Origin of the sequence: Anaerococcus kampingae, assembly GCF_046365475.1 — a bacterium.
Taxonomy (GTDB): Bacteria; Bacillota; Clostridia; order Tissierellales; family Peptoniphilaceae; genus Anaerococcus; species Anaerococcus kampingae.
The window spans coordinates 83,724-98,885 of record NZ_JBGMEF010000018.1 but is presented as its reverse complement, the minus strand read 5'-3'; the positions used below and the strand labels follow the sequence as shown (position 1 = coordinate 98,885).

The following is a 15,162-nucleotide window of genomic DNA, read 5'->3' as shown; positions in this document are numbered from 1 at the left end:
TGGACCTAGTCCTTAGGATAACCCTATTATAATATATTTTTAATTTTTTTGCAAGAAAAATATTTTCACATTTTATTAACAAATCCCTCAAAATCAGGATAATCTTTTATGGTAATACTTTCCTTTTTTAAAAAAACATTAAATTTTAAATAATAAGAATGTAATAAAAATCTTTCATAATCAAAATTTGAACCATATAATTTATCACCTATTATTGGGTGACCTAAGTATCTAAGAGATGACCTAATTTGATGTGTCTTACCTGTCTTTATATCGCATTCTATAATTGAATATTTTTCATTTGTTTCTAAAGTTTTAAAATGAGTAATAGCAAGTTTTCCATCTTTGGCTTTGTCATGTCTTTTTGAGCCCTCATCATAAGCTAGCTTTATTTTATAGAGTTTATTAATATTAAGTTCTCCTTCAACATAAGCAATATATTTTTTTATAAGATTGTTATCTTCAATTTCTTTTTGGTAAAAGGATTGGGCATAAGAATTTTTTGCTATCATTATTAGACCCGATGTATTCATATCAAGTCTATTTATAAATCTTACTTTTGATTTTATATTATTTTCCTTAAAATAATAAGCAATATAATTTGCAAGACTTACTTGTCCATTTGAGTTTACCGTTATGTTAGAGTCTTTTGAAATTATTATTAGATTGTCATCTTCATATTTTATATTCAGTTTTCCTGTCACTGCCTTATAGTCGAGTTCTTCATTATCAACCGGTACTTTTATAAGGTCATTCTTTTTTATTTTAACATTTGATTTTATATCTTGATTATTAAGTAATAATCCGTTTTTTAGCAACTTATCAATAGCCCTTTTTGAAAAATGATTATTTTTTAATAAGGTTTTTATTGTTTTTTCGTTAATATTCTTAATTTCTATATATATCATGGCTACTCCTATGTTATAATGATATATGAGAGGACATCATATGACAAATATTATAAACATTTTTAAAAACAAATCAAAATATAGTAATGCAATTTTCCACAAAACTAAAAAGATTTTTCAAAAATATGGCTATAGTGTAAGCACTTCATACGATGATAGGGCTGTTCTAAATTTGGTTATCGGTGGAGACGGAACATTTTTAAGTGCTGTACATCAATCAGAATTTTCTGAAATACCTTTTATTGGTATTAATACTGGTCATTTAGGTTTCTATCAAGAAATTGAAGTAGACATGATTGAAGATTTTGTTAAGAGATATACCAAAAATGACTTTTTAATCGAAGAGCTTACTGTTCTAGAATCTAAGGTAAACAATAGATCTTTTAAAGCAATTAATGAAGTAGTTGTCAAATCAAATAAAAATCAGATTGTAAGACTTAAGGTCTTTATAGATGGTAATTTTATAGAATCTTATGCAGGTGATGGTCTAATAATTTCTACTCCTCATGGGTCTACAGCCTATAACCTATCTAGTAACGGTGCTATATTACACCAATCCTTAAATGGTTTTCAGCTAACACCTGTAGCGCCTGTATATTCTAATCTTAACAATTCCCTAAAATGTCCAGTAGTCTTACCTAATGATGCGAGCATTGATATTGTGGTTTCTAAAAGAGACAACTACCATACAATATTTATCTTTGATGGTAGGGAATTAAATACCAAAGACTACAAAATTAGGATAAAAGTTTCTTCAAAAAAAATAAACAAGCTTATTCTTAATAAAAACCACTATTGGACTAATATTAAAAATAAGCTTATGTGATCAATCAAATGATATTGTATTTATAATATCTCTTATGATATTTCTAGCTATGGGTGCTGCAGTCTCCCCACCAGTGCCCTTGCTATCTTCTATTAAGAGAGCTATAGCAAGCTTTGGGTCATATGCTGGAGCGAAACCTACAAACCAAGCATCTACATTGCCATCGCTCTTATCTGCAGTTCCTGTCTTGCCAGCGATTTGAATTGAATCTAAATAGGCTGCCGTTCCTGTTCCTTCATTTACTACTCCTACCATCATATCTCTAATTTTTTCGGCTGTATCTTTGCTAGTTACCTTAGATAAAACTTCGTTTTCCGCTTGAAATATTATTTTTTTATCTTTATTTGTTATTTGGTTCACAAGTCTTGGCTTTTGCATTATCCCATTGTTTGCAATAGCAGATGTAATCATAGCCATATGAAGTGGTGTCATCTGCGTTTTTCCATATCCAAAGCCAGTCATAGCTAGGTCAGCTTGATTAAGTTCATCAAATGGTATAATAGATTTGCTTACGTCTATATCAAAGTCATACTGTTTATTAAACATAAATTTTTCACTCGTCTTTGCAAGTTTATCTTTACCTAAATCATGTGCTTTAGCAGCAAAATATGTATTTGCAGAGTTTATAAAAGCACTTCTTAGATTAAGATTGCCAAATATTTGATCACCATAGTTTTTAATTTCATAGCCTTGAATCTCTTGGCTACCAGTGTCTTTATATTCTTGATTTATATTATTATCTACAATAGAGGTTGCGGTTATAATTTTATAAGCAGAACCTGGCCTATATAAGCCCTGTGTTGTCCTATTTATAAGTCTACCATCGTCTGTTTGTATCAAATTATTCCAATCAGTATCAACAGAATTAGGATTAAAAGTAGGCGTTGAAACCATTGCTAATACTTCTCCAGTATTAGGTTTCATTATTACACATGCAGCCTTATAATTTGAAAGATAGGCATAAACTATATTTTGAATATGTTGATCTAAACTTAAATGAAGGTCGTTTCCCGTGTCATTTTTTACAACCATTTTTCTAAATTGACTGAAGTTTTCATCAGATAAGGCAAGTAACTGTCTATTATATGATTTTTCTATACCAGTCTTTCCATAGGTTTTAGACGAATAGCCGGTTACACTTGCGCTTGCTAAAGGATAGTTATAAATTCTTACTTGCTTTCCTTGCCCATCATCCTGGCTATAAACCATAAGATTTTCATTTCTATCAAATATACTTCCCCTATGAATCAAATCTTCATTTAGCCATAACCTTCTATTATTAGAATTATCCGCGATTTTTTTCGCCTTAAACAGCTGAAAATAAACCAAATATAAGGCCAGTAGCATAAACAATAGGACAAATACGACCATTATAAAAATAAGTCTCTTATTTAAGGTTGATTTTGACAAAACTTTTAACCTTGAGTTATCCTTTATCCTTTGATCTTGCTCTATTTTTTTGATTTTATCAATGAATGATATATTAGAAGATCTTTTTTTCTTATTATTTTTATTATTTGACATTCTTAGACCCTCCAATGTTTACTTCTTCCCCACAATACTGCAAACATCCTAAAAGAATAAAACCTGCAAGCATTGAAGATCCACCTTGACTAATAAACGGTAGGGTTACGCCTGTAAGTGGAATTATCTTAAGTACTCCGCCTAGGATTATTAGGGTTTGCAAGGCAAATAAAACCCCTATGCAAAAAGCTAAGACCGAGTAGAACTTTACCTGTTGGGTTAAGGATATTTTTAAGGCCCTATATACTAGGATCATAAATAATAAGACAACACCAATCCCCATAAAAATACCCATCTCTTCACAAATCGCAGAGAAAATGAAATCAGACTCAGCAACTGGAACATAGTCAGGATGACCTAGGCCTATACCTGTGCCAAATAAGCCACCACTTGCTGTTGCAAAGAGGGCCTGAGTAATCTGATAGCCTGTAACATTTATATCTGACCAAGGATCAAGCCAAGTGCTTACTCTTATCCTAACATGGCCAAATAGAAAATAAGCCACTATTGAACCTATTATCATAAAGAACATATTGATAAATATTAATCTTCTATCTTTTTCATATACAAACTGACTTACTATAAGTGTACCAAAAAATATAAGCGCAGTTCCCAAGTCTTTTTGAAGAAATAAAAATCCTATAAAAACATAAATTATAAAATTCATAAAGTATCTTCCAAATGGTTTTAAGCTAATTTTATTGAAATTTGCATAAAAACTAGCTATGAAAAAGGCCAAAGGTACTTTTATAAACTCTGATGGTTGTATTGTAATTATATTTTTAATAACAATCCAGTTCTTTGCCCCACCTAAATAAGTACCAAATACAAGAGTTAGAATAAACAAGACTATTGACACGCCAGCATAAAACAAAATCAATTTATCCCAAAACTTAAATGATTTTAAGATAAAGTAGGTGAGGAAAAATAAAACTACTCCAGCTAAATAAAATTGTAACTGCCTTCTTCCAAGCTTTGGATCAAGCCTATAAATTATAGCAACACCTATAGAAAATAACATATTTACTATCAATAGTAAAATATTATCAGACTTGGTGAACTTATCTACTAAAAATGATACCAGCAAGGTAACTATCAATATGGCTATATAGGTATAAAAATCAATATTTGTCAAGTTTTCTATATTAAAAATCATAGCCAAGGATAAACTCAAAAACTCAAATATAAATAATAAGATGTTTGCCTTAGCTCTGGAGTGTACCATTGATTTTTCTGGATTATCTAATTTCTTAAACATCTTTTTCATCCTGTTCAAATAAGAATTTTAAGGAGCCAAGTCTGATTACATCTCCCGATTTTAGTTCTATGGCATCTTCAATTCTCTCATCATTTAAATATGTTCCATTAGCAGATTTTAAATCTTCTAAAAAATACATATCCTCATCTTGCAAGATTCTAGCGTGAAACTTAGAAAGATATTTATCATTTATTTCTATTGTATTTTTCTTATCACGCCCTATTGTGTTATTTTCTCCCAAAAAATAATATTCTTGAACTTCAAAATTAAAGCCATCATATTTATTTATTAGGTTTAGATAAGCATCATGTTCCTGTTCTTTCTTAAGTGTTGTTCTTACATCGTAATATATAATTCTGATAATAGAATATATGAAATAAAAAACAACAAAAACAAAGAGATACTTTAATATTGTTGATAATAATTGATATAAAGTTAAATTTCCAAATACATTTATTGAAAATATTTTATCAATAAGATTAAAAAAGTTTTCCATATATTTAATACTCCTTGGCTATATATTATGATATTTTAATCTTAATTTCAAGTATAAAATAAAAAAACCTCAGGATAAACCTGAGGCCTTATATTTAATGGATAGAATCTATTATATCTTCCATGAATTTAATAATAGTATCTTTTTTAGCTTTTGCCTTATCCATACTTGAAGCTATAGAGTTAACATAGATTTTGATTTTTGGTTCTGTACCTGATGGTCTAAGTGTTACCCAAGATCCATCTTCGAAGAAGTATTTTAATACGTTAGATTTTGGTAGTCCAGTATCATCGTTTTGATAATCAATTAGGCTATCAATCTTATCTCCACCAATTTCTTTGATAGGATTTTCTCTAACTTCAGACATTATTCTAGCTATTCTTTCTTGACCATCTACACCTTCAAGTGTGATTGATACAACTTCGTTTGAATAATATCCATGTTCTTCATAAATTTCATTAATTACGTCAATTAAAGATTTACCTTGGCTCTTATAGTAAGCTGCCATTTCTGTTATCAACATAGCAGAGTTAACAGCATCTTTGTCTCTTACAAAATCTTTGTAGTTATATCCAATTGATTCTTCAAAACCAAATACATATTTACCTGTATTTTCTCTTTCTAGTTCGTTAGCCTTATCATAAATGTTTTTAAAGCCTGTTAGAACATCATATTTAGCAACTCCATATTTATTAGCAATCGGTGCTACTAAATCTGTGGTAACTATTGATTTTACAACTGCAGGATTTTCTGGAAGTTCGCCTTTTTCAGATAGGCCTGATAAGACATAATTTGTAAGTAGTGAGCCTATAAGGTTACCAGTTAGGAACTTATAGCTTCCATCTTTATCTAATACTTCTACAGCACACCTATCTGCATCCGGGTCTGTGGCAAGTAATAATTCTGCCTTAGTTTCTACTCCTAATTTTTCTGAATATTTGAAAGCTTTTGGATCTTCAGGGTTTGGATAACCAACTGTAGTAAAGTCAGGGTCAGGATTTTCTTGTTCTTTTACTACGTGAATATTTGTAAATCCTCTTTCCTTAAGTATTCTTCTAACTAGCTTATTTCCAGTTCCATTTAATGGAGAATAAACAACACTGATATTTTTATCTATGCCTTCATCATGGATTGTACAATCTTTGATTAGTGATACATATTTTTCTATAAGTTCATCACTTACATATTCGATTATTCCATCTTCAAGACCCTTTTCAAAGTCTAGTCTTTTTATTTCAAAAAAGTCTTGGTGATCTGCGATATAGCCTAAAATTTTGTTAGCCGTCTCATCCATTATTTGGCTGCCTTCTTCATTATAAGCCTTATAACCGTTGTATTCTCTAGGGTTATGTGATGCTGTTACCATTACACCTGCAACACAATTAAGCTCTCTTATAGTAAATGAGCATACTGGTGTTGGTTGAATTTCTTTGTGGATATAAACTTTTATTCCATTAGCAGCAAATACTTCAGCAGTAATCTTCGCAAATTCTTTTGACATATGTCTAACGTCATAAGCAATTGCTACACCACGTTTTTTGGCTTCTTCCCCACCTTCTGAGATTGTATCTGCAAAAGCTTGGGTTGCTTGAGCTACCATATAATTATTCATCCTGTTAGTGCCAGCACCTAGTTTTCCCCTAAGACCTGCTGTACCAAATTTTAAAGATTGATAAAACCTATCTTTGATTTCTTCATCATTATCTTTGATTGATTCTAGCTCTTTTCTAGTTTCTTCATCAAACCTATCATCCTTGTACCAAGTTTCAAAATTTTTCTTATAGTCCATCTGCTTCTCCTATTTTATATACATTTACTGATAGTGAATCTAAACTTAGTCCACTTTCTATATCAATACCTATATTATTCTTACCCTCTTTATCAAAAACTTTTTCAATTTTTTTAGAATTTATATCTTCTATAGATGACTTTAAAGTTTCTGCACTTATATACATGTCATTACAATTGGCATTAATGAAAATTAAATACTCACTATCTAGTAGGTAGCCAACAATTGAGTCGTCTAAATCATCAATGAACTTTAATTTCTTCCTTATGAATTCCTCACTTGTATGAGAGAATACATCTATTGACTTCCTTAAGTTTATTAGTTCTTTTGTGTAATTAAATACGTCGTAATTGGCTTCCTTCTCTTGCCAGTTGATAGCATTTATAGATAGAGGTGAATTATATGAGTTTGAATCATTTTTCTTGCTGTGATTAAACTCATTACCTTCGTATAAAAATGGTTTGCCAAAAGATAGCATGACTATAGCCATTGCTAATTTGACATAAGAATCAATATTTTCTGTGCTATCTAGCGATATCGATAATTTATCAAATAGGATTAAATTATCATGACAGTTAAAGTAGTTAATTGTCTCACTAGCGTCATCTGCAAAGCCTATCCTATCTTCTGAATAGTTTATTGATCCTGCTATTCCTAATTCAATTTCCTTTTTTAGTGAATAGATACCTTGAATATAGCCTCTACCGTATGAGTTTGCATCTCCCTTTATAGCATCCCTAAAAGTATCGTTAAAAACACCAAATTTATTTGACCTTTGTGCCCCCTTCCAGATTTGTAAATCAGGGCTTAAAGTAGTTCCTAAAGCCATCCAAGGCTCACCATATATTAGTATATTTGGATTAATCTTCCTAAGTTCTTTAATGGCAAGTTTAATTGTATCTAAATCAATTAAGGCCATCAAATCAAATCTAAAACCATCAATCTTATATTCCTTGGCCCAATAAAGTAAAGAATCTATTATTAGCTTTCTTACAAATGGTTTCTCACTTGCAACTTCATTACCACATCCTGATCCATTTGAAAATGATCCATCGGGATTTGCCCTATGGTAGTAGCTAGGAGCAAGGGTATTTAAATTTGAGTCTACGGTTTTGTAGGTGTGGTTAAAAACTACATCCATGATTACTCCTATTCCATTTTCATGGAAAGATTTAACCATATTTTTTGCTTCCCTTATTCTTGATTTTGGATCATATGGGTCAGATGCAAAAGACCCTTCTGGCACGAAATATAATTCTGGATCATATCCCCAATTGTAATTATCGTCATCAAAAAATGCATCGCTTCTCTCATCAACTGTTATGAAGTCATAAAAAGGTAAAATCTGAACGTGACTTATACCAAGTTCAAGAATATTATCAAGACCTGTTTTAATATTTTTATAGCTAGTGCTTCTCTCAGTAAGTCCTAAATATTTACCCCTATTAAAAACTCCACTTGACTTATCTGCTGTATAGTTTTTTATGCTCATCTCATAAATGATAGCATCATTTTCTTCAATATTTGGTATATCAAGATTTCTAAATCCTTCGGGATCTGTTTCTTTTAAATCAACCACAGCTGAATAAAGTGAATTTATTGATGCCGAATATGAATATGGATCTGTTACTTCAAATTCATCTTCTATTATATAATTATAGAAATATCCATTAAAATCACCTTCAAGCCTTAGAGAAAATACACCCATATCATCTTTTTTTAAGGGGTAAATGTCTCTTCTAACTTTTTTATAATCATCAGTTAATACTAGGTCAATCTTGTTTCTATTTGGAGCAAAGACCCTAAACTCTGTGTATGATTTATTATAATTTGCTCCTAATTTTATATCTTTTATATCTTCATAAGTTAAATTTATTTTTTCTTGTGTTAAAGTCATAGGCTTTATTAATTACATCATCCAATCTAAAATTATTCGCCCATAATATGTTTTCCAGCTCATTATTAACCCACTTATTTACATTCAAATAATCTTTTTCTATGATTTTTCTTGTATTTATTAACTCTTCCAAATCATAAAATATTTTAAAAGAATCATTATACATAAGAAGTTGATCATAGATCAATTTGAAGTTATAAGGGAAATTAGAATAGTCCTCATTTAGAAGATTATCTATTGTAAATTTAACAACTTCACTATTATAATAAAATTCATTTGCATTGTAAGAATTTTCTTTATTCATTTTTTCCAAATCTTTAAATTCTGGTCCAAACTGATAAAATGAATTCTTCTGTTTAAGATTATCTACTATGCCTCCCTTTGAAGTTAAGATATTTGACATATTAAATATAGCATTTAATATATGAAAATTCTGATTGTCTAGATTTGCTAATGTTAGATTAGTATAAATATCTGCGCTTGCTAGCAGAAATTTAACTTTCTCAACGTCCAAATCTTCAAAGAATACAATCTTTATCTTTTCCCTAATGAATTTATCTTTATCAATCATCTTCTTAAGGGCTAGGATGAATTTTATAGTTTCTTTTGCTATGAAATAACCTTCATTGGCCTTGCCTGAAAACACATAGGTCGTAGGTGTAAGTCTTAAATTGCTATTATATTTTAGCATGTAATACTTGTAGGCTATTGCTAAACAATTTAGTATTTGTCTTTTACTTTCATGCATTAGAGATATCTGAACATCTACCATAGAGTATGGATTAATTAGATCAGAAGTTGATTCTTTTGCAATTTTCGCAAGCTTACCTTTATTACTATACTTTACTTTATCCAAAGACCTAATGAAGTCCTCATTGTTTTTAAGTTTATTTATTTTCTTGATTTCTTCATAAGAAAGCGAGTTAATACCGTACTCTTTCAATGTATATAAAAGGTCTGTATTGCCGGACTCACTATATAATATCCTATCTGTCCCATAATTTAGGTAAGAATGATTTATATCATTTTTCCTACTATCAGATATTATTTTTGAAAGGTAATTGTATTTATTTGATAGATATTTATTAATATTTCTAAAACTAACACTGCCATCCTTTATGATGCTAGCCTCATTATCTTTTATTTGAAGGTATTTTTGTATCTCAAAAATCATTTCCATTATTTCAGGATTTACCCTTCTAAGCATTTCTACATCATAATTTTCAACCCCATCATCTGTAATTGAGAAGGCAACGTGATCAAAAACTATTCTAGACATATTTATAGCTTTATCCAAAGAATAGTCATATTCTTTTACAAGTAGCCTTATAAATTCTACCAAAGCAAGAGTTGGGTGTATATCATGCGAAAATATCTTTATATTCTTTTCGATATTTTCAACAGAACCGTGTTTTTTAATTTGCCTTCTAAATATATCTCTAATCGCACTTACAGAGTAAAAGTATTCTTGCTTCAATCTAAGAAGTTTTCCTTCATAAGTGGAATCATCTATATATAGAAATTTATTTATAGAGTTAATATTTACGTAATCATCATAGGCTTTTAAAAAATCACCTCTAGAAAAATCTTCGATGTTTATAGCATCTATCGCCTCTGACTTAAAAAGTCTAAGAGTGTTTACAAAACTTGCATCGTCACTTAAGATTGGCATATCATAAGCAATAGTTTTGTTCTTTCTACCATCTATATCTAATATGTAGGAGAAAGATTTCTTATGTTCCCAGTTTGACCCTTGTTCAAGCCAAAAATCAGAATACTCAACCTGTCTTCCATCTACAATTTTTTGCTTCAAATTGCCATTTTCATATCTTAGTGCATAAGCCACAGCTCTTTTATTGTGGTTGGCTAATTCATTTATCAAGGCAGAGGATCCTATTCCTATATCACCTATACCTAAATCCGCTTCCTTTTCACATGCAAGAACCTCATCAAAATCAAATCCCATTTCATCAAGGGCTTTAACAATTTCATCTTTAATTTTTAATCTATGAATGTTTCTATCGATTAATTTGCCAGGTAGGTATTCAAAACTTAGGATATAATAATCTAAATCCTTTTGGATTTTTTTAGATTTAACCCAAGTTTTTCCGATTACTTCCATCATATACCTACATAAGCAATCATAGACCTCATTAACTCTTGCATTTTCAATGTTTTTCGCATAAAGAGAATACAAAAAACTTTGTATCCTCTTTATAATTAATTCCTTATTCGTTTTCATCTTTTCTCTTAAGCTTTTATCTCTTCGTATAGTTTTAAGTATTTTTCTGAGGACATCTCCCAATCATTTCTCTGATTCATAGCATTTGTTATTAATTTTCTATGTGCATCTTTATTTGTATTATAAACATTTATAGCATTTTTAATAGAAAATAATAGCTCATGAGCATTTATATTTTCAAAGGAGTATCCTGTTCCTTCACCAGTATATTCATTATAAGGTATAACTGTATCTTTTAATCCACCTGCTTCTCTAACAATTGGTAAAGTACCGTATCTCATAGCTATGAGCTGGCTAATACCGCATGGTTCAGATACTGATGGCATCAAGTAGAAGTCACAACCTGCATAAATATCATGTGATTCCTTATCAGAATAATATATTCTTGCTGCTACCTTGTCAGGATATTTCCATTCAAAGTATTTAAACATCTCTTCATAAGTATAATCACCTGTACCTAATACTACTAGCTGAATATCTTCTTGCAATAACTCATCTAATATATACCTTACTAAGTCTAGACCCTTCATTTCGTTAAGTCTTGATACAATCCCTAAAACTGGAACGTCTTCTCTTACTGGAAGGCCGTAGAGCTCTTGTAGATAGGCTTTATTAGCGTATTTATCATCAATTGAATCTACATCATAATTTTTAGCAAGATTTTGGTCAGTTTTTGGATTCCAAACATCAAAGTCTATTCCATTTACGATACCATCTAGTTTGTAATTATATTGTCTTATGACCCCGTCTAGGCCCTCACCATAGAATGGATATTGGATTTCTCTTGCATAATTTTCAGATACTGTATTTACATGGGTGGCATGGATTATACCTCCCTTAATAAAGTTTATTGCATCATAAAATTTAAGGTCATTTTCATTGAAGTATCTACCATCAAGACCTGCTAATCTTAGGTTTTCAGAATCAAATACACCTTGGTATTTAAGGTTGTGGATTGTAAATAGGGTTCTTATATCATCGTAATAAGGATCACCAATTCTATAATCGTTTACAAATACATTCACCATGGCTGTGTGCCAATCATTTGAATGAATAATATCTGGTTTGAAGTTTATTTCTTTAGGCAATAAGGTACATGCTTTTGAGAAGAATATAAATCTTTCAGCATCATCTCCAAAACCATAGAGCCCATACCTATCAAAATATTCAAGATTATCTATAAAGTAATATGTTACACCATCCCATTCAAGTTGATAAACACCTGCATACTGGTGTTTCCAATCTAAATCTACATAGAATTCAGTTATTTTTTCCATCTTTTCTCTGTAGCTTTCAGAGATTTTCTTATAGAGAGGTAAAACCACTCTAATATCTACGCCTTTTTTCTTAAGTTCTTTAGGAAGGGCACCAGCAACATCTGCTAGGCCCCCTGTTTTTATGAATGGTACTGATTCACTAGTAAGAAAAAGTATATTCATTTTTAGCTCCTTAGTTCAAGTGATTCGTTTTTATTTGTTAGGTAAGGATTTGATCTATTACCAAATAACCTTACATCGTGTCCAATTTCTGTTCCCTTATCAGTTATTACAAAGTTTAGGATAGCACCATCTTCTATAGTTGTATCTTGGAAAATAATAGAATTTCTAATTATCGCTCCTTTACCAACCTTGGCCCCTCTAAAGATGATGGAGTTTTCAACTTCACCTTCAATTATAGCTCCATTTGCTACTAACGAATTTTTAACTTCGCAATTTTTAGTGTAAGATGTTGATGGCTCATCTTTAGACTTGGTGTATACAAGACCGTCTTCATAGAATAGTTTATCAAAAATTTCTTTATTTAGCAATTTCATATTCGCTTCGTAGAATGAATTTATATCTTTTATTATTTCAAATTCTTTTTCTTGTCTATAGAAATCAATATTTAATTTTCCTGGATAATCAAAGATAGCTGCAAGCATTGAATTTGTACTGTTATTTTGCATAGAATGTCTTAATACTCTTAGGAAGCTATCTTTTTTCATCATTATAGAGCCTAAAAATAAATCTATTTCGTCGGTTATTCCTAAATTCACACCCACATTTTCAGGTTTTCCTTCGGTGTCAGAATTTATAATAGCTTGATTTAAATACTCACCATTTTTATCTATTGTCTTGTTTGAAAAGATTAAACAATCCAAATTCTCTTCTTCCATCTTTTCCTTTGCATCATTTATATCTGGTTTTGATATATACATAGGATTTTTAATGTATACATAATCAAACTCATGGTCTTGGAAATATTTAATAGTGTCATAATATGTCTCAACTTCACTGCAAGGATGTTTAGCATCAGGATTTACTGGATTTAGCATCAAACCGCCATTTCTCCTATTTAATTCCCAGCTTTTACCATTGCCTATATGGTCTAGAGGACTTCTTAATTTACTTCCAGCATAAAGAACAACCCTATTTACATCATAATTTGCTAAGTTTGATAAAGCAAAGTCAATTATTCTATATCTACCACCAAATGGTAGCATATAATCAGGTCTATATTTACACAACTGTCCATAATTTTGTTCATTAAAATCTGAACTATATACTAATGCTACAACGCTTCCCATATTATTCCTCCTCTATGCCTTCACTGCTGACTAGATAAACTTTATCATCGTTTTCTTTGCCTATGTCTTCAGAAATCTCCATATCTTCCGCTACAACAGCATTATATATTTTAACTCCAGATTTTACCTTTACACCATTAAGTAACACAGAGTTATAAACTTCTGCACCTTCTTCTATAACAACATCTGAGAATAATACAGAGTGATTAACCTTTCCGTCTATAATACATGCTTCATTTACAAGTGTATCTGTTAGTTCTGCCTTTAACCCAACTCTATGAGGTGGAAGGTTTTGAGACTTGGTATATATTCTCCAATTATCATCATATATATCTAGTTCGTTATTTGGGTCAATAAGATCTAGGTTTGCTTGCCAGTAACTTCTTACAGTACCTACATCTTTCCAGTATCCGTCAAATTTATAAACATATAGAGGAGATCCTTGGTTTAACATTTTAGGTATAATATCATGGCCGAAGTCATTTGTAGATTCTTTATTTTCGTAATCTTCAATTAATTCTTTTCTTAATACTTTCCAATTGAAAATATAAATACCCATTGAAGCCAAGTTAGATTTTGGATTTTCTGGTTTTTCTTCAAATTCAACAATTTTATCATTTTCATCGGTATTCATAATACCAAATCTGCTAGCCTCATCCCAATCAACTTCCATTACAGCTATAGTTGCATCTGCACCCTTCTTTTTGTGAACATCAAGAAGTTTTCTATAGTCCATCTTATAAATATGGTCACCTGATAAAATAAGTACGTATTCCGGATTTACTTGATCAAGATAATTTATATTTTCATAAATAGCTGAAGCAGTTCCTTCAAACCATCTACCGCCTTCTTCTGTATAGTAAGGTGTTAGGATTCTTAAACCACCGAAATTTCTATCATAATCCCAGGCTGTACCGATTCCTAGGTGCTCGTTAAGTAGTTGAGGTTTATATTGGGTTAAAACACCGATATCCTTAATCTCACTATTGGTTGAATTACTAAGTGCAAAGTCAATAATTCTGTATTTACCACCAAAAGGTACAACAGGTTTTGCCATTTCCCTTGTCAAAGCTTTAAGCCTTGAACCTTGACCACCAGCTAAAAGCATTGCTGCGGTATTATTTGCGTTTCTCATAAGACCTCCTAGATTTATGATTTAAGTTCTTTTTCTATTTATACCCAATTTTTAAGATTATAACTAGAAAACCTTTTCTCTACTTATATTTTACATAAAATCCCTGTTTTTGACAAGACTTATATTATTAGTATAATTGTATTACATGGGGATGCCTTGGTTTCGACGTGATTGAAGAGCTTTTGATTGCAAGTCGTAAATCAAAACGTAAATTGATAATTAAATATAAACGCAAATAACAATAGCGAAGCAAACTTCGCACTAGCTGCCTAGTCAATAGGATAGCAATGAATATTAGGCTTGTCGTTGGTTTAATATTCGTTTCATAATTAAACGACAACTGATATAACAAAGCTTTGAGTTATATTTAGTACTATGAAGCTAGCATAAAAGCTTTTTGTAAGTTTTTTATTTTTTATGCGAAATCTTAAAACTTAATAAGCTTGTAGATGTCTTAAGTGAGGCTATCACGGACACGAGTTCGATTCTCGTCATCTCCACCAAAGATTTTAAACCTTGAA

General features: G+C 30.6%; 11 protein-coding genes and 1 other RNA gene. 2 read left to right on the top strand and 10 right to left on the bottom strand.

Annotation, left to right across the window (positions count from 1 at the left end; all coding sequences use genetic code 11):
* Nucleotides 1-65 precede the first annotated feature (65 nt).
* Nucleotides 66-908, bottom strand: a complete 843-nt coding sequence (locus tag ACCQ42_RS04265) for an RluA family pseudouridine synthase (protein WP_410035489.1) — start codon at nt 906-908, stop codon at nt 66-68.
* A gap of 40 nt (nt 909-948) precedes the next feature.
* Between ACCQ42_RS04265 and ACCQ42_RS04260 the strand changes: the two genes are divergently transcribed.
* A complete protein-coding gene (locus ACCQ42_RS04260) occupies nt 949-1,734 on the top strand; it encodes an NAD(+)/NADH kinase (protein ID WP_106460188.1) in 786 nt (261 codons plus the stop codon).
* Here ACCQ42_RS04260 and ACCQ42_RS04255 read toward each other — a convergent pair whose 3' ends face one another.
* The 9 genes from ACCQ42_RS04255 to ACCQ42_RS04215 form a co-directional block, all read right to left on the bottom strand.
* Nucleotides 1,735-3,258 (bottom strand): peptidoglycan D,D-transpeptidase FtsI family protein, encoded by a 1,524-nt coding sequence (locus ACCQ42_RS04255; RefSeq protein ID WP_265236577.1) that lies wholly within the window; start codon nt 3,256-3,258, stop codon nt 1,735-1,737.
* Entirely contained in the window at nt 3,248-4,516 is a 1,269-nt protein-coding gene (locus tag ACCQ42_RS04250; protein WP_106460186.1) for an FtsW/RodA/SpoVE family cell cycle protein, read from the bottom strand. The genes ACCQ42_RS04255 and ACCQ42_RS04250 overlap by 11 nt, the downstream gene beginning before the upstream one ends.
* Nucleotides 4,509-5,012, bottom strand: a complete 504-nt coding sequence (locus ACCQ42_RS04245; protein ID WP_106460185.1) for an FHA domain-containing protein — start codon at nt 5,010-5,012, stop codon at nt 4,509-4,511. The genes ACCQ42_RS04250 and ACCQ42_RS04245 overlap by 8 nt, the downstream gene beginning before the upstream one ends.
* A gap of 94 nt (nt 5,013-5,106) precedes the next feature.
* Nucleotides 5,107-6,801, bottom strand: coding sequence for a phospho-sugar mutase (locus ACCQ42_RS04240; protein WP_265236573.1), 1,695 nt, complete (start codon nt 6,799-6,801; stop codon nt 5,107-5,109).
* On the bottom strand, nt 6,791-8,698 hold the full coding sequence (gene pulA / locus ACCQ42_RS04235) for a type I pullulanase (protein WP_410035488.1): 1,908 nt from the start codon (nt 8,696-8,698) through the stop codon (nt 6,791-6,793). The genes ACCQ42_RS04240 and pulA overlap by 11 nt, the downstream gene beginning before the upstream one ends.
* Nucleotides 8,661-10,940, bottom strand: coding sequence for a glycogen/starch/alpha-glucan phosphorylase (locus tag ACCQ42_RS04230; protein ID WP_410035487.1), 2,280 nt, complete (start codon nt 10,938-10,940; stop codon nt 8,661-8,663). Before ACCQ42_RS04230 ends, pulA begins: the two co-directional genes overlap by 38 nt.
* 8 nt (nt 10,941-10,948) lie before the next feature.
* Nucleotides 10,949-12,379 carry a glycogen synthase GlgA gene (gene glgA / locus ACCQ42_RS04225; protein ID WP_410035486.1) on the bottom strand — a complete coding sequence of 477 codons (1,431 nt, stop codon included), beginning with the start codon at nt 12,377-12,379 and terminating at the stop codon, nt 10,949-10,951.
* A gap of 2 nt (nt 12,380-12,381) precedes the next feature.
* Entirely contained in the window at nt 12,382-13,506 is a 1,125-nt protein-coding gene (gene glgD / locus ACCQ42_RS04220) for a glucose-1-phosphate adenylyltransferase subunit GlgD (protein ID WP_311530665.1), read from the bottom strand.
* A gap of 1 nt (nt 13,507) precedes the next feature.
* Entirely contained in the window at nt 13,508-14,641 is a 1,134-nt protein-coding gene (locus ACCQ42_RS04215) for a glucose-1-phosphate adenylyltransferase (RefSeq protein WP_265236564.1), read from the bottom strand.
* Nucleotides 14,642-14,788: 147 nt separating this feature from the next.
* On the opposite strand from ACCQ42_RS04215, the gene ssrA reads away from it, so the two are divergent.
* Nucleotides 14,789-15,144, top strand: a transfer-messenger RNA (tmRNA) gene (gene ssrA / locus ACCQ42_RS04210).
* Nucleotides 15,145-15,162: the final 18 nt, after the last annotated feature.